We start from the raw sequence: 20,105 nt of genomic DNA, 5'->3' as shown, positions 1-20,105 counted from the left end.
AATCTCATTTCTCGGCGTGTCAGCCATCAGGTAGATTATTCGCTGTTGCAAGGACTTGGTTTCGCGTTGCAAAAGGCAGCAGTTCCGACTGGAGAGCGTGAGTGGATATTACGGTTTACATTAAATTTTTTCTTGGATTGGTGGCTATCATCAATCCCATTGGTCTGCTGCCGGTGTTTGTCAGTCTCACCAGTCACCAAACCGAGGCTGAGCGCAATCACACCGGTAAGGTCGCCAACATCGCGGTGGTGGTTATTCTGCTGGTGACCATAGTCGCCGGTCAGCACATTCTGAATATGTTCTCAATTTCGCTGTCGGCGTTTCGAATTGCCGGCGGCACCCTGATTGCCATCATTGCGCTGTCGATGCTGCAGGGTAAACTCGGTGAAGTAAAACGTAACCAGGAGGAAGACCGCGAGTCGTCCGCCATGGAGTCGGTCGCCGTGGTGCCGCTGGCACTGCCCTTGATGGCAGGCCCGGGTGCCATCAGCTCGGTGATAGTGTTTGCGGCCGAGCACAACACCATGCTCGATCTGGTTGGTATGTTTTCGACTGTGTTGATTTTTGGTCTGCTGAGCTTTGGCCTTTTTCGCATGGCATCGGTGATTTATCGGGTGCTGGGTAAAACCGGCATTAACGTGATTACCCGTTTGATGGGCCTCTTGATGCTTTCTATCGGCATTGAAGTGATGGCGGCGGGGCTTAAGGGGCTGTTTCCAAACTTGCTTGGCTAGGCTTGAGCGCGCATAACACGAGGCTTGGCAGGACCAGTAACGATGAAAGCCAAGACGTAAAAACCAAGAAGTAAAAGCCAAGAAGTAAGTGCCAAGAAGTAAAAGCATAAAGCGCCGCCAAAGCGGCGCTTTTTCATATGTGCTTAACGCAAAGGCACTGGTTAAAAAGCGCGAATTAAAAATCCTGGCCCAAATCCCCAAGGCCGCCCAGGCGTGGGCTGAACAGCTGATGATGCATCCGCACCGCAAATTCGTCCGTCATGCCGGAAATATAGTCGGCGATAATCCGCATCGGATTTTGCCCAAGCTCAGCTGCTTCTTGCCAGCGGGTGCGGGTATTGAGTGGCAAGAGGCGCTCAGGATCCGATGCGAAGGCTTCAAACAGCTGCATCACCATCTGCTGCCCTTTGTATTCAAGCATCTGTACTTCGGGTTTTCGAATGACATGGCGATACACAAAGCCTTTAAGTGCCACCAGAGCCTCGGCAAAGTCCGCTTGCAGCACGGCGTTATGGCGAAGAAGTGGCTCAGAAAAGGACTCATCTTCAATTAGATTAATTGCCGTTACAAAGCCATTGACCAAAGTGCCGATGGCATCTTTTCTCAGGTGATGCTCTTTGGCAAAAAGCCGGTTGTCTATTGCTCCAAGTTCGGCCTGAATCCAGCTGTCCTTGCTTTGATTAAGTACCGGCGCCACATCGGCAAGCCACTGCTCACGGCTGACAATGCCCATCACAATCGCATCTTCAAGGTCGTGCACGGCATAGGCGATATCGTCGGCAAGCTCCATGATGGTCGCATCGAGGGACTTGAAGCGGGTCTTGCCATGGCGCTCGTTTGGTGCGCTGAACTGGGTGAATCTGTCTCTGTCTGGGTTGGTGAGCGGCGCAAGTACCCAGTCGAGCATCTCACGGTCGTCATCAAACACCGCTTTGACCGGGGTCCAGTCGCCGGGGCGCAGCTGGCGGTAGTGGGGAACTGCCGGGCGCGGCGCAAGCTGATGCAGTGCGGAGGCAAGCTGCGGGTATTTCAAAATTCCCAGTAAAGTGCGGCGGCACAGGTTCATGCCAAAGCCCGGGGTATAGGGCTCAAGCTTGGTGAGAATACGAAAGGTCTGGCCGTTGCCTTCAAAGCCGCCGTGATCGCGCATCATATAGTTAAGCGCCACCTCGCCGCCATGACCGAAAGGCGGGTGCCCTATGTCGTGGGCAAGGCAGAGGGATTCAATCAGGCTCATCGAATCCATCAGCGCTTCTTTATCCGGATGCTTGCGTTTAAGCTGCGCTGCGATGCCGGTGCCGATTTGCGACACTTCCAGCGAGTGGGTGAGGCGAGTGCGGTAAAAGTCGTTCATGCCGACGCCAAGTACCTGGGTCTTGGCCTGCAGGCGTCGAAAGGCGGCGCTGTGCAGAATGCGGGCGCGGTCGCGCTGAAACGCGCTGCGGTGATCGTTTCGTCTGTGTTTATCTTCGCCGTGTCGGCGTTCCTGCCAGGGTGTGTCCATCAATGTTTCTCACAGCATCTGATTAATCTGATCCAGGTCCAGGGTAAAGCTTGGCACATAACAGTCGAGGAAGTAGCGCACCGCCGGATGAGGATTGGCATCAAGCATGGCTTCAAGCCGCCCTTTGGCTGTGTTGAACTCGCGGTTGCCGGCTTTGATTTCTTCAAGGCACTTTAAGTAAGCGCACAGGGTATCGGCGGATTTGACCAGCTGCTTAAGCTCAGCATCTGCCTCATCGGCGATAAGAAACTCACGGTAATCTTCGCGAAAGGCTTCCGGCACCATCTCCAGCAGCCTTGCCTCTGCGATGGCTTCAATTTTTTTGTATTCAGCCTCGATGTCTTTATTGAAGTATTTAACCGGCGTTGGTAAATCGCCGGTGAGCACCTCAGAGGCATCATGGAATATCGCAAGGGTCACCACTTTATTGGCATCGACCGAGCGGCCAAACTGTCGATTGGCAATGACCGCAAGCCCGTGGGCAACCATGGCGACCTGCAGCGAGTGTTCCTGCACATTTTCGCTGCGAACGTTATACATCAGCGGCCAGCGCTGTATGAGTTTAAGGCGGGCGAGGTGGGCAAACAGATGACTCATGGGATCTCCCTTTGGCAATGGCGCGAAGTTGTCCTGCCAAATCCGTCTTTCAATTCTTTATTTCAGATACAGCCACTTTATAGCAACTTAAGCTGTCTGCGCACCTGCTAACTTACCCTTAAGCATCTTCATTGATAAAGGCATTGAGTTTGGCGGGGAGGATGTAAAAAAACCGCCCGAAGGCGGTTTATTTACTCTAATTTGGTAGCGCTAATTTGGTAACTGGGGCCTGGCTACTGACGGCGCGGTTACTGACGGTAGTTTTCCAAAAACTCGCCAAAGGCCAGCAGGGCTTTTTCCAAATCCTGCTTATGGGGCAAAAACACTACCCGCAGATGATCCGGCTCCGGCCAGTTAAAGGCGCTGCCCTGAACCAACAGGATTTTTTTATCCCGCAGCAAATCAAGCACCAGGCGCTCATCGTCGCGCAGGTTGAACTTTTTGGCATCGAGTTTCGGGAAGGCATACAGCGCGCCCTTGGGCTTGGTCACGCTGACACCGGGGATAGAGTTCAGGTACTCATAACAGGTGTCGCGCTGCACCGTCAGGCGGCCGCTTGGCAGAATAAGCTCATTGATGCTCTGATAGCCGCCAAGGGCGGTTTGCACCGCGTGCTGGTTAGGCACGTTGGCGCAAAGGCGCATCGAGGCGAGCATATCCAGGCCTTCGATGTAACTTTTGGCGGCCTTGAGATTACCTGAGAGCATCATCCAGCCGACACGAAAACCGGCGGCGCGGTAGGCTTTCGACAGGCCGTTGAAGGTGACGGTGAGAATATCATCCGACAAACCGGCAGCAGGGATGTGCTTGGCATCGTCATAGAGAATTTTGTCGTAAATCTCATCGGCAAACAAAATCAGTGAGTGCTGGCGGCAAAGCTCAACGATTTCCAGCAGCAGCTCGCGGGAATAGACGGCGCCGGTGGGATTGTTGGGATTGATTATCACAATGCCGCGGGTGCGGGGCGAAATTTTGGACTTGATGTCGCTAAGATCGGGAAACCAGTCGGCAGATTCATCGCAGCGATAATGCACCGCTTTGCCGCCGGCAAGGTTTGCCGCCGCCGTCCACAGCGGATAATCGGGCGAGGGGATAAGGATTTCATCGTCGCTGTTCAAAAGCCCCTGCATTGCCATCACAATCAGCTCAGACACGCCGTTGCCGATGTACACATCTTCAATATCGACCCCGAAAATGCCCTGGGACTGATAATGCTGCACTATCGCCTTACGGGCTGAAAAGAGGCCCTTGGACTCGCAGTAACCCTGGGCACTCGGCAGATTGAGTATGACGTCGCGAACGATTTCTTCCGGCGCCTCAAAACCAAAGGGGGCGGGGTTTCCTATGTTGAGCTTGAGTATGCGGTGCCCTTCGTCCTCAAGACGACGTGCTTCTTTGTGTACCGGCCCACGAATGTCGTAGCAAACGGTATCTAATTTGTTCGATTTAATGATGGGACGCATCCTTTACCTCAAGACCCTGGCTGTTTGTATCAAAAGCGAAGGCTTCACAATACTGAAATTTGCTTACGCGCAAAAGAGCACAAATTCAAAAAATTCAAAAATAATTCAGTAAAAAATTCTATATACGCGGCCATGTTAATAGCGTAAACAGTAGTTAATGCTATGTGGCGTACCTTTGTAGGCTGTGTGCACCAAAAGTCACGGTCTGTTAAGCAGATGAATCGGAAACAAACGCCCGGTTTGGCAGGGCTGAATGTTGCGGTTTAAGGGCGTTTTTACTCAGATGTTCCGCCTTAGCGCCGGCGCATGGTTATTCGCACTGTGACTGGGGTGGAGCTTTTACTCGCTTGGGGATAACTAACTGATGTTAAAGGGTGAAAAGGTATAGTTTTCCAATTCGTTAAAAAAAATCGCTGTTGAATGAAATTTCTGGTTGACTGGTCTGTCGATGCACATTATTTTCTGCCCGATGTTTTTTGCCAGGCACAAACAACGGCGGCAGCAGTAACCTGACCGACTGGCGGTTTGCCGATAATAAAGCAGCAATCTCGGTGCCAGGTTTTCCTGAAATTTGCGTTGCCGAATTCACTTTCCTTTAGCCCATTTTGGGCCCTGACGGAGGACCTGATTGCATGTCTGAACCGACAGCGATAAGTCTGATCCCACCTGTGGTGGTTCTCGCGCTTGCCATTTGGCTGCGCCGTCCCATTCTTGCACTGATTTTGGGTGCTATTTCCGGTCTGTTGTTATTGGATCCCAGTGCTGTGCTGGGGAACTTTGCCGATGCATCGCTTAAAGTGATGCAGGACGAGACCATTGGTTGGTTGATTTTGGTGTGCGGCAGCTTTGGTGCCCTGATTGCGCTTCTGGTTCGTACCGGCGGTGCGCTGGCGTTTGGTCATAAGGCCATCACGCTGGCGAAAGGACGCAAGTCCTCGCTGTTTATGACCTTTGTGCTCGGTCTGGTTATCTTTATCGACGACTATCTGAACGCGCTGACCGTGGGTGAAACCATGAAGCGGGTAACAGATAAGTTCAAGGTATCCCGTGAGATGCTCGCCTATGTGGTTGACTCCACCGCTGCGCCTGTGTGCGTGCTGGTGCCGCTGTCTACCTGGGCTGTGTTCTTTGGCGGCCTGCTGGTTGATAACGGGGTGGCCGCAGAAGGTCAGGGGATCAGCGTGTATATGTCTGCCATCCCTTACATGCTCTATGCCTGGCTTGCCGTTATTATGGTGCTGCTGGTTGTTTTGGGCATAGTACCTGCCATCGGCCCGATGAAAAAAGCCGAGCTTGCGGCTGCGCAGGGCGAGCCTGCCAAAGAGCAGGTGAACTGGGACAACGTGCAAACCTCTGACGAATACGCGGTTAAAGCCATCGAAGATGAGTTTGAGCACGCCGACAAGCAGGGCAAACTGCATAACTTCCTGGTACCGCTCGGTCTGCTGGTTGCCTTTACCGTGTACTTCGACATCGACGTGTGGAAAGGCCTGCTGGCGACTCTGGTGGTGACACTGCCTTATTATGCTGTTCAGCGCCTGATGCCATTGTCTGAAATGATGGATCAGATGATTGACGGCTTTAAGAGCATGCTGCCGGCCATCGGTACTGTTATCGCGGCGTTCATCTTTAAGGACGTGTGCGATCAGCTGCTGCTGCCTCAGTATGTAATTAACACCTTAAGCCCGTACATGACGGCGCAGATGTTGCCTGCAGTGGTGTTCCTCGCCATGGCGGTGCTGGCCTTTGCCACCGGTTCAAGCTGGGGTATTTTTGCGGTGACCATCCCGATTGTGATGCCACTTGCCAACGCCGTTGGCGCCGATACCGCGCTGGTGATTGGTGCGCTGCTGTCTGCTTCATCCTTTGGCAGCCAGGCGTGCTTCTACTCAGACTCGACGGTACTTGCGGCCCAGGGCTCAGGTTGTAACCTGGTAAGCCACGCGGTAACTCAGCTGCCTTACGCCTTGATTGCGGCGGCACTGGCCTTCGTTGGTTTTATCATTATCGCCTGATAGTGGAAAAATCCTCGCCAATAAAAAACACCCGCCTGAGCGGGTGTTTTTGTTTCTGAATCCTATTGCTGAGTTGTGTTCAGCGTCTTTGTTTCCGAATCGTCGTTTCAGCGTCTACGTTTCAGAATCTTTTTCTAAGCCGCTTTGTTTGCGAGCCGTCTGGCGGCGCTCAATGCTGCTTTGAACTGGTCGTCCGAAAGCCCGCCGCCTTCATGCCCAAGACCCAAAAGACCATCAATACTCGATATGGCAGCTTGGCAGGTTGTTTTTGTCGAGGTAATTCTGATGGTATTCCTCAGCCACATGGAAGGTCTGCAGAGGCACTATCTCGGTCACCAATTGGCGGGTACCCCATCTGCCGGAGCGGGCAAAGGCCAGTTTCGAGGCTTCGGCTTCGGCTTTTTGCTGCTTGTCGTGGTAAAAAATGGTGCTGCGGTACTGGGTGCCAATGTCGCCGCCTTGCTGGTTAAGGGAGGTAGGATTATGGTTTTTCCAAAACACATCGAGAAGATCGTTGAAGCTCACTATGCTTGGGTCAAACTCAACCTGAACCACTTCGGCATGGCCGGTGATACCTTTTTTTACGTCTTCATAGCGGGAATATTTGTCGTTGCCACCCATGTAACCGCAGGTGGCATTGAGTACGCCTGGGATCTGGCGGAAAAAGTACTCAACGCCCCAAAAACAACCGGCACCAAAGGTGGCAAGGGCAGAAGCAGATGTGGACATAACAACCTCGTTTAGATGTCTGGATGGCCGAATTTTGTAAGATTTGCCGCGCAATTGCAAGAGCTTGCCACTTTGGATGGACGCAGTGCAACCGCGCGGATTGCCTTTGCGTAGTTGACCTTTGCGTAAATGATTGCGCTTGGGCTTAAATAGCTGTGTTAAGATTGGCAAAACATTCGTAACCTGCACAAGGTGTTATGGACTTTGCCTGGCGTGTTTCAAAGGATTGCCCCAATACGACTCACAGCGCGTCAAGTCCTCACCATAGTGCCCGGCTAACGAAGATGCATTAAAGGAGACCTCAAGTGCCTACACCACCACAATCATCACCAGCATCACCACAAGCGCCAGCATCATCGCTGATATCAGCAAGATCCCAAGCATCAAGCCAACATGCGGCTGCGTTTAGCGAGCCGGTATTATCCCTGCTGCAGGGCTGCCGCGACTTTCTCGAGCTTACCCTGACTCATCCCATTGAGCTTGACCCTGTTGCCCCGTTTGAGCTTGGTGGTCATACCCGCGTGAGTCTGTGGGATACAGGCGTGCTGGTGTTTGAACCACTTTCTGGCAGCAGCAAAGACATCGTTATTTCCAGCGGCGTTCATGGTAACGAAACTGCGCCGATTGAGATGTGTAACTCGCTTATTCAGGACCTGCTTGGCGGCGCACTGTGCGCAGGCGAGCGGGTACTTTTTTTGATTGGCAATCCGCCCGCTATTAATAATGGCACCCGCATAGTCGATGAAAACATGAACCGGCTTTTTAGCGGTGAGCACAGCCGTGGTCCGGGGCTTTGTCACCCTGAGCGCGTTCGCGCTAAAAAACTGGAAGCCTATGTCACGCGCTTTTTCAATGAAGGCGGCGAGGGCGGCGATAAAAGCGATGGGCGCCACCGCATTCATTACGATTTGCACACTGCTATCCGTGGCTCAAAGCACGAAAAATTTGCCATTTATCCCTACCGTGCCGGACGGGCCTTCAGCGGCGAGCAAATTATGTTCCTTGCCGCAGCCGGTGTGGATACTGTGCTGTTTCACCACGAGCCGACCACGACCTTCAGCTATTTCTCGTCTGAGCATTTTCGTGCCGACGCCTTCACCATTGAGCTGGGTAAGGTGTTCCCCATGGGGCAAAACGACATGAGCAAGTTTGCCGATACCCGCGAGATGCTAAAACGCCTGATCTGCGCCGAGCCGCTTGGCCTTGCCCCATTTGATGAAACCAAGGTCAATCTCTATCAGGTGCGCCGTGTGATTAACAAACAGGCCGACGATTTTGAGTTTACCTTCAGCAGCGACGTGCCCAATTTCACCGCCTTCGAAAAGGGCCATGTGATAGCGCGGGAAGCCGGCAGGGACATACTGATTGAAGCCGACAGCGAAGCAGTGGTGTTTCCCAACGCCAAGGTGCCTATCGGTCAGCGCACCGTGATCATGCTGGTACCGGCGCGGGATCCGGATGTGCGATAGGCTGTAAAGCAATTGATACATGCCGGCGGGTGAAACTTGGCAGGTGACAGGGGGAAATCGTTGTCAGGTAGTTTACGTTAACGTAATGTTCATCCCGCGTTTTACATACAGACCGGCCTGCAGCCGGCTCAATGATAACAAGAGCAGAATATGAGCAACGCATCAACAAACCAAGAGACTGTGCATAAGGTCTCCTTCCTGAATAAGGACTCTTTGCACATCCCGATTTTACGTATTCTCCAGGCGGATGGTACTCCCCATGAAGGGGCGGTGCTGCCGCATATCGACGAAGCCCTCGCCAAGCGCATTTACGACACCTGCGTGTTTACCCGGGTGCTCGATGAGCGCATGCTCGGCGCCCAGCGCCAGGGCCGGATCAGCTTTTATATGACCTGTACCGGCGAAGAAGCCGCCATTGTCGGCAGCGTTGCGGCGCTCGATGACAAAGACGTTATTCTTGCCCAGTACCGTGAGCATGCGGCGCTGCGTTATCGCGGCTTTACCACTGAGCAGTTTATGAACCAGATGTTCAGTAACGAGAAAGATCTCGGTAAAGGCCGCCAGATGCCCATTCACTACGGCACGGCTGCGCTGCATTATCAAACCATTTCATCGCCGCTCGGCACCCAGATTCCCCAGGCCACCGGTGTTGGCTACAGCCTGAAAATGAAGGGCGAGCGTAACGTAGCCATTTGTTATTTCGGTGAAGGCGCCGCGTCCGAAGGCGATTTCCACGCCGGTCTTAACATGGCGGCTGTGCTCAAAGCCCCGGTGATTTTCTTCTGCCGTAACAACGGCTACGCCATCTCCACCCCCACTGCCGAGCAGTTTGCCGGTAACGGCATCGCAAGCCGCGGCGTGGGCTATGGCATGCACACCATCCGGGTGGATGGCAACGACATGCTGGCGGTGCTGGCGGCAACCCAGCAGGCCCGCGCCTATGCGCTTGAGCACAATGCACCGGTACTGATTGAAGCCATGACCTACCGCCTTGGCGCTCACTCAACCTCTGACGATCCGTCTGGCTATCGCTCCAAGGATGAAGAGGCCAAGTGGCGCGAGCACGACCCGGTCAAACGCTTCAAACTGTGGCTTATCAATAAAGGCTGGCTCAATGTCGCCGACGATGACGCCCTGACCGAGCGCTACCGTGAAGAAGTACTGGCGGCAGTGAAAGTGGCTGAAAAAGTCCCGGCTCCCCGTTTGGATGAAATTATTGAGGATGTGTACGACGTGCCGACTGACGCGCTGAAAAAGCAGCTCGAGTCGCTCAAGGCCCACGTGGCCAAATATCCGCAAGCCTATCCAAAGACCTCAGGGAGACTGTAAGCCGTGGCTGAAATGAATATGTTGCAAGCCATCAACAGTGCCCTGCGCATTGCGATGGAAAAAGACCCCAGCATGCTGGTGTTTGGTGAAGATGTGGGCCACTTTGGCGGCGTGTTTCGCGCCACCTCTGGTCTGCAGGACACCTTTGGCAAGGGCCGCTGTTTCAACACCCCGCTGACCGAGCAGGGCATTGCCGGTTTTGCCAATGGTCTCGCGTCCAACGGCACCACCGCCGTGGCCGAAATTCAGTTTGCCGATTACATTTTTCCGGCGTTCGATCAGATAGTGAACGAGAGCGCCAAGTTCCGCTATCGCTCCGGTAACGAGTTCGATGTCGGCGGTCTGGTGTACCGTACGCCCTATGGCGGCGGCATCAACGGCGGCCATTATCACTCTCAGTCGCCTGAGGCTTACTTCACCCAGACGCCGGGCCTTAAGGTTGTGGTACCCCGCAATGCCTATCAGGCCAAGGGCCTGCTGCTGGCCGCTATCCGTGATAAAAACCCGGTGGTATTTTTTGAGCCCAAGCGCCTTTACCGCGCCAGCGTTGGCGAAGTACCCGAAGGCGACTACGAGCTGCCACTTGGCAAGGCCGAAGTGGTGCGTGAAGGTAAGCACATCACCTTGGTGGCCTGGGGTGCGCAGATGGAAATCATCGAAAAAGCGGCCGACATGGCTGAAAAAGAGGGTATTTCCTGTGAAATCATCGACCTTCGCACTCTGGCCCCCTGGGATGTGGGCACGGTTGCCGAGTCGGTGAAAAAGACAGGTCGCCTGCTGGTAAACCACGAAGCGCCGCTCACCGGCGGCTTTGCCGGTGAAATCGCCGCCACCATTCAGGAAGAGTGCTTCCTGTACCTTGAATCGCCCATCGCCCGTGTCTGTGGTCTTGATACCCCGTATCCGCTCATTCACGAAAAAGAATACATGCCCGATGCGCTCAAGACCTTTGAAGCCATCAAGGCCAGTGTCAACTTCTAGGAGCCGGTATGATTAAGGATTTTATTTTGCCGGACATCGGTGAAGGCGTGGTCGAATGTGAGCTGGTTGAGTGGCTGGTGAATGAAGGCGACACAGTCGCTGAAGATCAGCCCATATGCGATGTCATGACCGACAAGGCGCTGGTGCAAATTCCGGCGCCCTTTGCCGGCGTAGTCACCAAGCTTTATTACGCCAAGGGTGAAATTGCCAAGGTGCACGCGCCCCTGTACGCAGTAAAAATTGATGGCGAAGATGCCCCTGTTGGCGGTGTAGCTGCTCAGGCTCAGGCTCAGGCTCAGATCCAGGCTCAGACTCAGTCAGCTACTGCCGCCGCCACAGCGCCTGTAGCTGCAGGCCGTCAGGTGGAAGAGTTTTTACTGCCGGACATTGGCGAAGGTATTGTCGAGTGTGAGCTGGTCGAGTGGCTGGTAAATGAAGGCGATACTGTGGTTGAAGATCAGCCCATCGCCGACGTGATGACCGACAAGGCACTGGTACAAATTCCGGCGCTCAAGGCCGGTAAAATTGTGGCACTGCATTACCGCAAGGGTCAGCTTGCCAAGGTGCATGCGCCTTTGTACGCCATTGAAGTCGAGGCCGAGCAGTCAGCTGCGCCATCCGCTCAGTCTGTATCGGCAGTATCTGGGGTGTCCGGTACTGTCCCTTCCGCTCACACTGCTGTAGCTCAGGTCGGCAATGGTAAGGCGCTGGCAAGCCCTGCGGTGCGCCGCATGGCACGAAGCCTGGATGTGGACTTATCGCTGGTGCCAGGCAGTGGCAAACATGGCCGCGTTTACAAAGAAGATATTGACCTGTATCTCAAGGGCGGCAAAGCTGGCGCAGGCGTTCAGGCAGTCGCGTCTTCTGCGGCGCAGTCTGCCCAAGCTTCATCAGCTGCAGTGAATGCATCGCCAGTGCAAGTTGCCTCGTCTGCATCGCTTGCCTCGTCCGCATCGCTGGCGTCCTCTGTAACGGCTGCAAGCTCCCGCGCCGACACAGTCGAGCCAATCCGCGGCGTTAAAGCGGCCATGGCACGCCAGATGATGGACTCAGTGTCCAGCATTCCGCACTTTACCTATTGTGAAGAGATTGACCTGACTGATTTGGTGGCGCTGCGCGAGCGGCTTAAAACCCGCTACAGCAGCGACGAGCTTAAGCTGACCATGATGCCATTTTTCATGAAGTCACTGTCGCTTGCCATTGAAAAGTTCCCGGTGCTTAACAGCCAGGTAAACGCCGATTGTACTGAGCTCACCTACAAGGCGAGCCACAACATCGGAATGGCGGTTGACTCGAAAGTGGGTCTGCTGGTGCCAAACGTGAAGGACGTGCAAAACAAGTCGATTCTTGACATCGCCCGTGAAATCACCCGCCTGACCGATGCTGCCCGCAGCGGCCGCGTCAGCCCGGCCGATCTCAAGGGTGGCACTATCTCCATCTCCAACATTGGCGCCCTTGGCGGCACTGTGGCAACGCCCATTATCAATAAGCCCGAAGTGGCGATTGTGGCGCTTGGCAAACTGCAAACCCTGCCACGCTTTGCCGAAGACGGCAGCGTGCAGGCCCGCAAAATCATGCAGGTAAGCTGGAGCGGCGATCACCGCGTGATTGACGGTGGCACCATTGCCCGCTTCTGTAACCTTTGGAAGCAGTATCTGGAGCAGCCGGAAGAAATGTTGCTCTCGATGCGCTGAGCTTGAGCAAATAGCCAAAACACAAACGCAAAGGCACCTTTCGGGGTGCCTTTTTGCATTCAGGCATTGTTAACGGATAACTTGCCGTCTGGCCGCTCGCCAGTTTTCACTTAACGGCCCCATGGTCCGAAAGCAGGATGCGCGGTGGCAGGCGGCGAAACACCTTAATCTTTTGCCCGTCATTTCGTATAATGCGCCAACGTCGTGTGTTGTCGGAATAATTATGAGCCAACAAGCCCCCATTCTGGAACCTATTCAGTATCCTTTCCCTGCCAAGCCCATTCCGCTTTCTGACATGGAAAAGCTGGAATACCGTGAGAAAATCAAAGCGCTTTTGAAAGCGCGTGACGCGGTGCTGGTTGCCCACTATTACACAGATCCTGAAATTCAGGCGCTGGCGGAAGAAACCGGCGGCTGTGTGTCTGACTCACTCGAGATGGCCCGGTTCGGCCGCGATCATCCCGCCAAGACGCTTATCGTCGCCGGGGTGAAGTTTATGGGTGAAACCGCCAAAATCCTGAGTCCGGAAAAAACCGTGCTGATGCCAACCCTCGAAGCGACCTGCTCGCTGGATTTGGGTTGCCCGATTGAGAGCTTCAGTGCCTTTTGTGACGCCCATCCGGATCATACCGTGGTGGTGTATGCCAACACCTCAGCAGCGGTCAAGGCCCGTGCCGACTGGGTGGTGACCTCCAGCATTGCGCTTGAAATCGTTGAGCATCTCGACAGCGAAGGCAAAAAAATCATCTGGGGACCGGACAGACACCTTGGCAGCTACATTGCCAAACAAACCGGCGCAGAAATGCTTCTGTGGCAGGGCGAGTGTATTGTGCATGACGAGTTCAAGGCCAAGGCGCTGCGTGAACTTAAAGCGCAGTACCCCAATGCTGCGGTGCTGGTGCATCCGGAGTCGCCGGCAAGCGTGGTGGAAATGGCCGATGCGGTAGGCTCGACCAGTCAGCTCATCAAGGCGGCGCAAACCATGGCGAACGATACCTTTATCGTGGCCACCGACAAGGGCATTTTCTACAAGATGCAGCAGGCGGCCCCCGGCAAAACCCTGATTGAAGCGCCCACCGGCGGTAACGGTGCCACCTGTAAAAGCTGTGCCCATTGTCCCTGGATGGCGATGAATGGCCTTAAAGCCATTGACGCGGCGCTGTCTGCAGCTGACACCACGCCCCATGAAATTTTTGTCGATGAAGCCCTGCGCGAGCGTGCCAAGCTGCCGCTGGACCGCATGCTCGACTTCGCCAAAACCCTCAATATGCAGGTGAAAGGCAACGCCTGAGCCGTATCCGCGAATGATTTGTGTCACAAAACCCGCTTCGGCGGGTTTTTTGTTTTCACAATTGCCCCATGGGCACAGACCAAATAGGTATATGCCGTCTACACTTAAGTTTTTATGATGAGATAACTCATAAGCGCAACTGAGCTTAACTCTTAAGGGACATGCCATGAATATGAAATGGATTGCCGATCTTAAGTTAAAAACCAAACTCTTGCTGGTGTTCATCCCGCCGCTGCTGGGCTTTTTGGCGTTTGGTGGCGTGCTTTTGACCGAAAAAATGGAAGAGCTGGATTCTTTAAATGAAGTGGAAGAACTCAGCGAACTTGCGGTCAATGCCAGCGCCCTGGTGCATGAATTGCAAAAAGAGCGCGGTATGAGCGCCGGATTTTTAGGCTCTGGCGGCAAGAACTTCGCTGGCCAATTGCCGGGGCAGCGCAGCCAGAGCGATGAGCGCCTCAAAGACCTCAATGGCTATTTAGGCAGCCGTGAGTTTGCCGATGCCGTGAACGGCAAAGTATCCCGCGCCAAAGATGACTTAAACCGACTCAGCGCCATGCGCAGCAATATCGATGGCCTGAGTGTGCCGGTTGCCGAGGCGGTTGGCTATTACACCGGCATGATTGGCGAGCTGATTGCGATTGTTGATGAAATTGTGCAGGTGGGTACCGATAAAGAGATTTCAGTCGCGTCGGCCTCTTTTGCCGCCTACCTGCAGATGAAAGAGCGGGCGGGAATAGAGCGGGCGGTCTTATCGTCCACTTTTGGCAATGAAGGTTTTAAACCCGGCGTTTTTAACCGCGCGGTGAAACTCATGTCGGAGCAGGAAAGCTACGCCGAGCGTTTCGGCGCGCTTGCCTCGGCTTCACAGCAGCAGTCGTGGGCCGCACTTAAACAGCGCCCTGAAATCGCCGAGGTAGAGCGCTATCGCCAGATTGCGCTGTCGCAGGATAACAGCGCCATTGCCGCAACCTCGGCCGAGGCCTGGTTTAAAGCCTCAACCGAGCGGATTAACCTGCTGTATGACTTTGAAAAGTCGCTTGGCCGCGAGCTTAACGCCATCACCGATTTACGCCTTGAGCGCGCCCAATCGATGTTTTTCATGGTGCTTACGGCAGTGATAGCCATTATGGCGCTGGTGTCGTTCACAGGGCTCTCGGTGATGGGCTATCTCTACCGTACCATTGGCCACATCGAGTCCAAGATGCGCCGCGCCAAAGAAGACTTTGACCTCTCAACCCGTATCAAACTTGACAGCCACGATGAGTTTGGCCGCCTTGGCCGTGCCTTCAACGGCATGATGGGCGACTTTGAAGCCGTTATCGAGCAGGTGCGACGTAACAGCCACACGGTCACCGAAGCGGTCAGACGCATGGAAAGCTATTCAACGCAAATGCGCCAGGATGTCGCAAAAGGCCACTCGGAGGCCGAGCAGGTTGCCTCCGCCATGACCGAAATGAGTGCCACTGTCAGTCAAATCGCGAGTAACGCAGTAGAAGCCGCAAGTGCCTCAACCAAAGCCAATCTTGAGGCGAAAACAGGCAACGACGAAGTAGGGCATACCACCAGCACTATTACCCACCTTGCCCGCGAAATCGACGATGCGGCCTCGGCTTTGATGCGCCTTGATGATGACATCAAGGGCATTGTCAGCGTGCTTGAGGTGATAAGCAGCATTGCCGAGCAAACCAACCTTTTGGCGCTCAATGCCGCGATTGAGGCCGCCCGTGCCGGTGAAATGGGCCGCGGCTTTGCGGTGGTCGCCGACGAAGTACGGTCGCTCGCCCAGCGCGCCCAGGCATCGACCACCGATATTCGCAATATGACCGAGCGGCTTAAGTCCGGTGCCAAGGTGGCGGTGGATGCCATGGCTCGGGGGCAGGTACAGGCGCAGGCGAGTGTGACCGAAGTGGAGCGCGCCGGTGAAGAGTTAAGGCGCATCGTTGATTATGTGGGGGTAATTGACAGCATGAACGAGCAAATCGCCACCGCCACCCACGAGCAGAGCGCCGTTGCCGAAGAAGTGAATCGCAATGCCCTGCGCATAAGCGAAATCTACCAAAGCACCCATCAGGTGGCCGATGAACTTGCCAAGGTCAATGATGACCTGCTGGACGCTGTGAACGCCATGAGCAATCAGGTCTCCAAATTCAGTTTGAGCGACTCCGGCAGGAGATGAGGTAAGCCGCGCTGAGAATTACCGTCCGAGGCGCATTACAAATAATCAATTGAGGGCCATCATCCGATGGCCTTTGTTTTGGTGAGTTGTTCTTTGTTTTACAACGCGCTTAGGGGCAGTTGCCCAAGTGTAAAGCAATCTATAGCAGCAGTTTGGGCCAGCAGTTGTTTACCCAGAGACGCACTTGCCCAAGATGGAGTTAAAAGCCCCGGTAAAAACGCCAAAGCAGGGCGCAAGTGACTGTAAATGCAGCGGCTTGGTCAGCAAGTATGCAAACAGACAAAATAATTCGGCATAGCGCTTGACCCTGACAGGGCATTTGCGTAAAGTACCGCTCCGTCGGCAGGGGAAAGCAAAGCAAGTAACCAGCGACAATACAATATGGTGAGGTGTCCGAGTGGCCGAAGGAGCACGCCTGGAAAGTGTGTATACGGAAACGTATCGAGGGTTCGACTCCCTCCCTCACCGCCACATTCAGAAGCGGGGAACTGTGAAAGCAGTTCCCCGTTTTGCTTTCCGGATTTTTCGCGCCGGTTAACTTTTTGTTCAAGCCTTCAAGCCTTCAAGCCTTCAAGCCTTCAAGCCTTCAAGCGTCTGTTGCTTGTTTTGCCTCTTTCTTTACTTACGCGCGCTTCATCGGCTCTGGCTTCATCGAAGATGGTTAAACAAAAGGCTTAACCGAAAAAATACAATGAAAAAAGCCCGGGGTTAGCCGGGCTGATAGTGCATATGACTTCGATTAATCGTTCAGGTGAGCACAGCGGCCAAATTCGGCGCCGTTTTTCACTGCGGCAACGACCTGTTTGGGGAACGACAGCTCCACATCCTGACCATTGTCACACACGAAGGCTTTGTTCTGATCCACCGCAAAGCTGATGGTGGCACCGGCAAGGCCGCCCATCATTTCGGAGCCGTTGGCACTGAGACCAAACGGGTTGTCCATGGTGCTTTGTGAGGCTTCGACCACGCCTTGTTTGCCGAAGAACTGCTTAAGGTTAATCCAACCCATGCCATCGATGTAGAGGCCGCCAACGATACCGCTGAAGAGGCCGCCGGCGCGTACTGAGATCATTGACAGATCTTCAGTGGCATCCAGCGCAATCATAGGTGGCAGGCCTACCATCGGCACCAGTGTCTCGTGGGTGTAGCCCTGGGCACAGAGGTTACCGAGGAAGAAGTGGTTGAATGGCACCTGTTCACACCAGCGCAGTGTGCCAAGTTCGGTCACTGTGTCGGTGGTGGTGTCCCAAACCTTCAGGCCCTGGGCGCTGCCAAAGGCGATGCGCTTGCCATCAGCTGACATAACAGAGATGTCGCGGGCGCCGAAGCGGCTGTAGGTATCAACAAACTGGCCGTTCACCCATGCCACTTGCTTGTAGCCTGAGTTGGTGCCGGTAATGGTTTCGCCGTTACCGGAAACGCGGTCAGCACGTACCCATTGCACTGAGCCAGGCAGTTCGTAAGGCAGTTGGACCATACCTTGCTTTTTGGTCCACTTGAATGGCACGACTTCGTGCTTGCCTGATGTTTGGCAGTTACCGTTGCCATCCATGTCGCGGTACGCGGTGCCAACGACTGTGTTACCCAAATCGTCCATATCCCATGGGTAGGAGGCGTTGGTGCCTGCAGTACCGCCGCCGCCGCAGGTATTGCCGTTAAGATCTCCAATCGGGGTCAGCTTGTTGCTGCTGAGATCCCAAATGGCGGCTTCGCCAATGCCGTTACCGTTGAAATCGGCCATCACAGTGGCTTTGGTGGCGTTCTTGTTCATGGCGGCAGTACCGCCCTTAACCGCAGGGCCTGCCGGATGCAGCTGGAACACCGCTTTCTTGGTGCTGTCGTACAGGAAAGGCACTGAGCCTGTGATCCCCATGGCCTGCTTACCGTTTTTGGCATGATCCATCACAAACGCCTGCACCAGCGGGGTGTACTGAATACCATCGGTATAACCGTTGAAATACAGGCTCACTTCCTTGGTTTCGCCGCCGGCAACCACGATTGGGGTCACTGCGCAGGCGTCATCCAGTGCCGGATTGGCGCTTTCACCTTCGTTCCAATATTCGGCTTCTGAAACGATGGCGGTTTGTCTGGTGGGGTAACCACCGGCCTTAATGGATTCGGTGTACAGCACGTAGCGGCCGCCTGGGGTCAGGCCGTTGATAACAAATTTGCCATCGGGGCCCACTTTGCCCTGAGTCAGGTTACCGGACTGCTGGGTGATAACGTCATACAGCGGGTTATCAAGGTTACGGGCAACCATGTTAACGCCCGAATATTCAATGCCTTCCTTGGTGTACAGGGTACCGCTGATGGAGCCATAGCTGCTCTTGTAATCGGCGGTGGGGTACAGATCGGAGATGTTTACTATGTCATCACGCACGTTGACCGTGTGCTGGTTGGCGCCCTGGGCACCGCGCACGTTGATGAAGGGGAACATGGTCTCGATGGTGGCAGGGGAGATCTGCGAGGCGCTGGTGTAGCGGTTCACCCCGGCGCAGCCTGGCACGCCGTCGTATTGTGGGCTGTTGCTGGCAGACATATAGGTGAGATGGCCGTTTGCCTGGGAGTGTGACATGTTGATGGCATGACCAAATTCGTGGGTGAATACGCCGCCCACCTGTTTGCCCTGGGTGTCGCTCACATCCACAAACCAGCCGTTCATCAGCGCGGTGGCTTCGGTGATTTCACCCGTTTCCTCATTGGCCCACTCCGGAAAGGCGATACCCAGCACCTGATTGCGTGGAATACCGAAGTATTGCTCAAGGATCTGGCCGTCGGTGTCGTAGTTTACCCAGAAACCGTAACCGTTTTCGGCGTTGTAGATTTGCTCAACGTTGTGCTGGTTAACGTCGGCGATGCCGGTTTTTTCTTCAATGGTGCCCTGAACTGTCATCGAGAAGGTCGATGTAGGCACATTGCTCCACTCGGCAACTGCATCGGCAGTCACCTTGTTGGCCTGCTCAATGGTTAAAAAGGCGGTGCCGTCGTAATCCACGGTAAAGGCCTGGGCAGTGCCGCCGTCTTTGGTGGGCACAACCGGGCCACCGTCTGTGTAAACTGGAATGGCGCCCTTGCTGGTATCCCACTTGTAAGGCTGCATGGTTTTTTCGTGAATGTACAATGGGCCACCGGCGAGGGCGTTGCCGGCAATCAGTGCCAGTGAAATGGCGCTGGCAATCTTGGCTGCTTTCATTATTGTTGTCCTCCGGCCAGTTTACCGACTAATTCCACAAAGGTGGCTGCATCCACAGCGCCTGAGCCTGTGAGCATGTTCAGTTCTTCGCTGCTAAGGCCCTGGGTGTTCATGTCTTCAAACAGACCAAGGTTACCAAGCTGGTTTTGTACCTTGCCGTTTTGCACCACAAACTTGCCTTGCTCGAGGCCAACGGTGGAGTTCAAACCGCCGCCAAGCGATGGATTCATAAAGGCGATGACCTGCTCGCCTGTGTGCCACTTGGCAAAACCTTCAGGCGATACGCCCAGATACACCTTGCCATTACCCATTGACTTGGGTTTCAGCAGGCCAAACTGGCGGAAGCTGTAAGTGCTGCCCTCGGCGAATTTGCCTTTAATGTCCTGACCGACTTTGATTTGTACTTCGGTGTAGGGGCGGTTTTTATCGTCAAAGCCGTCGGTGACCGAAATCACTTCGCCGGCGATGATGTTGGCAGAGCTTGCCACCATGGCCTGCAGATTCTGCTTCAGGTGTTTTTGCGCCATTGCCGCCGGCGCCAGTGCCAAGGCGCCGGTCATGGCCGCGCAAAGCACCATGGTTCTCAGCACGTTTGCATGTTTCATACGAATCCCTCCAATAGGGTGTTGTTAGTGTTGTAATCCCGTTGAACTCTTTTATTTTTTACTGCCTTCGCAAACCTTGGCCTGCTGAGCCGGCCCTTATCCATAAGAATTGAGCTAGCCCGCCTGCCTGTAACCAGGGTGAAACATTGCGTTAACAGCGTGAATTACATCACCACAGCCGGGGCGGGTTTGGCACGCTAAAAGTCGTAGCATTTTGTACTTTACTGATACAGATGAGGGGGCGGCGCGGAGTAGGTTAAACGCGGTTTGTCAGCGACTGCGGGCACTTGCGGCCGGTTTTAAATTAGTAACAAAAGATGTAGTC

The 20,105-nt window shown here is 54.4% G+C and carries 14 protein-coding genes and 1 tRNA gene; 9 read left to right on the top strand and 6 right to left on the bottom strand.

Annotation, left to right across the window (positions count from 1 at the left end; translation table 11 throughout):
* Positions 1 to 101 precede the first annotated feature (101 nt).
* Positions 102 to 734, top strand: coding sequence for a YchE family NAAT transporter (locus KJI95_RS13465; protein WP_214507724.1), 633 nt, complete (start codon positions 102 to 104; stop codon positions 732 to 734).
* 175 nt (positions 735 to 909) lie between these two features.
* Here the strand turns inward: KJI95_RS13465 and KJI95_RS13460 are convergent, their stop codons facing one another.
* The 3 genes from KJI95_RS13460 to KJI95_RS13450 all read right to left on the bottom strand — a co-directional run bounded on the left by KJI95_RS13460 (position 910) and on the right by KJI95_RS13450 (position 4,298).
* Positions 910 to 2,241 (bottom strand): anti-phage deoxyguanosine triphosphatase, encoded by a 1,332-nt coding sequence (locus KJI95_RS13460; protein ID WP_214507723.1) that lies wholly within the window; start codon positions 2,239 to 2,241, stop codon positions 910 to 912.
* A 6-nt stretch (positions 2,242 to 2,247) separates the two neighbouring features.
* Positions 2,248 to 2,835 (bottom strand): 5'-deoxynucleotidase, encoded by a 588-nt coding sequence (gene yfbR / locus KJI95_RS13455; RefSeq protein WP_214507722.1) that lies wholly within the window; start codon positions 2,833 to 2,835, stop codon positions 2,248 to 2,250.
* A gap of 248 nt (positions 2,836 to 3,083) precedes the next feature.
* Complete coding sequence (locus tag KJI95_RS13450; RefSeq protein WP_214507721.1) at positions 3,084 to 4,298, bottom strand: pyridoxal phosphate-dependent aminotransferase; 1,215 nt, start codon at positions 4,296 to 4,298, stop codon at positions 3,084 to 3,086.
* A 632-nt stretch (positions 4,299 to 4,930) separates the two neighbouring features.
* On the opposite strand from KJI95_RS13450, the gene KJI95_RS13445 reads away from it, so the two are divergent.
* Complete coding sequence (locus KJI95_RS13445) at positions 4,931 to 6,313, top strand: Na+/H+ antiporter NhaC family protein (RefSeq protein ID WP_214507720.1); 1,383 nt, start codon at positions 4,931 to 4,933, stop codon at positions 6,311 to 6,313.
* A 234-nt stretch (positions 6,314 to 6,547) separates the two neighbouring features.
* Here the strand turns inward: KJI95_RS13445 and msrA are convergent, their stop codons facing one another.
* Positions 6,548 to 7,042 carry a peptide-methionine (S)-S-oxide reductase MsrA gene (gene msrA / locus KJI95_RS13440; protein WP_214507719.1) on the bottom strand — a complete coding sequence of 165 codons (495 nt, stop codon included), beginning with the start codon at positions 7,040 to 7,042 and terminating at the stop codon, positions 6,548 to 6,550.
* A gap of 362 nt (positions 7,043 to 7,404) precedes the next feature.
* Between msrA and astE the strand changes: the two genes are divergently transcribed.
* The 7 genes from astE (at position 7,405) to KJI95_RS13405 (ending at position 16,453) form a co-directional block, all read left to right on the top strand.
* Positions 7,405 to 8,511: a succinylglutamate desuccinylase gene (gene astE / locus KJI95_RS13435; protein ID WP_432653805.1), complete on the top strand. Its 1,107-nt coding sequence runs from the start codon at positions 7,405 to 7,407 to the stop codon at positions 8,509 to 8,511.
* Between the two features lie 150 nt (positions 8,512 to 8,661).
* Positions 8,662 to 9,840, top strand: coding sequence for a thiamine pyrophosphate-dependent dehydrogenase E1 component subunit alpha (locus KJI95_RS13430; RefSeq protein ID WP_214507718.1), 1,179 nt, complete (start codon positions 8,662 to 8,664; stop codon positions 9,838 to 9,840).
* Between the two features lie 3 nt (positions 9,841 to 9,843).
* Entirely contained in the window at positions 9,844 to 10,821 is a 978-nt protein-coding gene (locus KJI95_RS13425) for an alpha-ketoacid dehydrogenase subunit beta (protein WP_214507717.1), read from the top strand.
* Positions 10,822 to 10,829: 8 nt separating this feature from the next.
* Positions 10,830 to 12,515: a dihydrolipoyllysine-residue acetyltransferase gene (locus KJI95_RS13420; RefSeq protein ID WP_214507716.1), complete on the top strand. Its 1,686-nt coding sequence runs from the start codon at positions 10,830 to 10,832 to the stop codon at positions 12,513 to 12,515.
* A gap of 223 nt (positions 12,516 to 12,738) precedes the next feature.
* Entirely contained in the window at positions 12,739 to 13,806 is a 1,068-nt protein-coding gene (nadA, locus tag KJI95_RS13415; RefSeq protein WP_214507715.1) for a quinolinate synthase NadA, read from the top strand.
* A gap of 166 nt (positions 13,807 to 13,972) precedes the next feature.
* The gene (locus tag KJI95_RS13410; protein ID WP_214507714.1) at positions 13,973 to 15,982 is read left to right on the top strand and encodes a methyl-accepting chemotaxis protein; all 2,010 of its coding nucleotides are present in this window, start codon (positions 13,973 to 13,975) and stop codon (positions 15,980 to 15,982) included.
* A 383-nt stretch (positions 15,983 to 16,365) separates the two neighbouring features.
* Positions 16,366 to 16,453: transfer RNA gene (locus KJI95_RS13405), tRNA-Ser, on the top strand.
* A 268-nt stretch (positions 16,454 to 16,721) separates the two neighbouring features.
* Here the strand turns inward: KJI95_RS13405 and KJI95_RS13400 are convergent.
* Both KJI95_RS13400 and KJI95_RS13395 read right to left on the bottom strand, forming a co-directional pair.
* On the bottom strand, positions 16,722 to 19,175 hold the full coding sequence (locus tag KJI95_RS13400) for a zinc metalloprotease (protein ID WP_214507713.1): 2,454 nt from the start codon (positions 19,173 to 19,175) through the stop codon (positions 16,722 to 16,724).
* Entirely contained in the window at positions 19,175 to 19,780 is a 606-nt protein-coding gene (locus KJI95_RS13395; RefSeq protein WP_214507712.1) for a hypothetical protein, read from the bottom strand. Before KJI95_RS13395 ends, KJI95_RS13400 begins: the two co-directional genes overlap by 1 nt.
* Between the last annotated feature and the right edge of the window lie 325 nt (positions 19,781 to 20,105).

This window comes from Shewanella jiangmenensis (assembly GCF_018596335.1).
Classification (GTDB): Bacteria; Pseudomonadota; Gammaproteobacteria; order Enterobacterales; family Shewanellaceae; genus Shewanella; species Shewanella jiangmenensis.
Note: the sequence above shows the minus strand (reverse complement) of the source record. Positions and strands in the feature narration are given on the sequence as shown.

What these genes read in the sequence shown, in the direction of transcription:
- yfbR (WP_214507722.1), bottom strand. Translation starts at nt 2,835, where the DNA reads ATGAGTCATCTGTTTGCCCACCTCGCCCGCCTTAAACTCATACAGCGC.
- KJI95_RS13450 (WP_214507721.1), bottom strand. Translation starts at nt 4,298, where the DNA reads ATGCGTCCCATCATTAAATCGAACAAATTAGATACCGTTTGCTACGAC.
- KJI95_RS13445 (WP_214507720.1), top strand. Translation starts at nt 4,931, where the DNA reads ATGTCTGAACCGACAGCGATAAGTCTGATCCCACCTGTGGTGGTTCTC.
- msrA (WP_214507719.1), bottom strand. Translation starts at nt 7,042, where the DNA reads ATGTCCACATCTGCTTCTGCCCTTGCCACCTTTGGTGCCGGTTGTTTT.
- KJI95_RS13430 (WP_214507718.1), top strand. Translation starts at nt 8,662, where the DNA reads ATGAGCAACGCATCAACAAACCAAGAGACTGTGCATAAGGTCTCCTTC.
- KJI95_RS13420 (WP_214507716.1), top strand. Translation starts at nt 10,830, where the DNA reads ATGATTAAGGATTTTATTTTGCCGGACATCGGTGAAGGCGTGGTCGAA.
- nadA (WP_214507715.1), top strand. Translation starts at nt 12,739, where the DNA reads ATGAGCCAACAAGCCCCCATTCTGGAACCTATTCAGTATCCTTTCCCT.
- KJI95_RS13410 (WP_214507714.1), top strand. Translation starts at nt 13,973, where the DNA reads ATGAATATGAAATGGATTGCCGATCTTAAGTTAAAAACCAAACTCTTG.
- KJI95_RS13400 (WP_214507713.1), bottom strand. Translation starts at nt 19,175, where the DNA reads ATGAAAGCAGCCAAGATTGCCAGCGCCATTTCACTGGCACTGATTGCC.
- KJI95_RS13395 (WP_214507712.1), bottom strand. Translation starts at nt 19,780, where the DNA reads ATGAAACATGCAAACGTGCTGAGAACCATGGTGCTTTGCGCGGCCATG.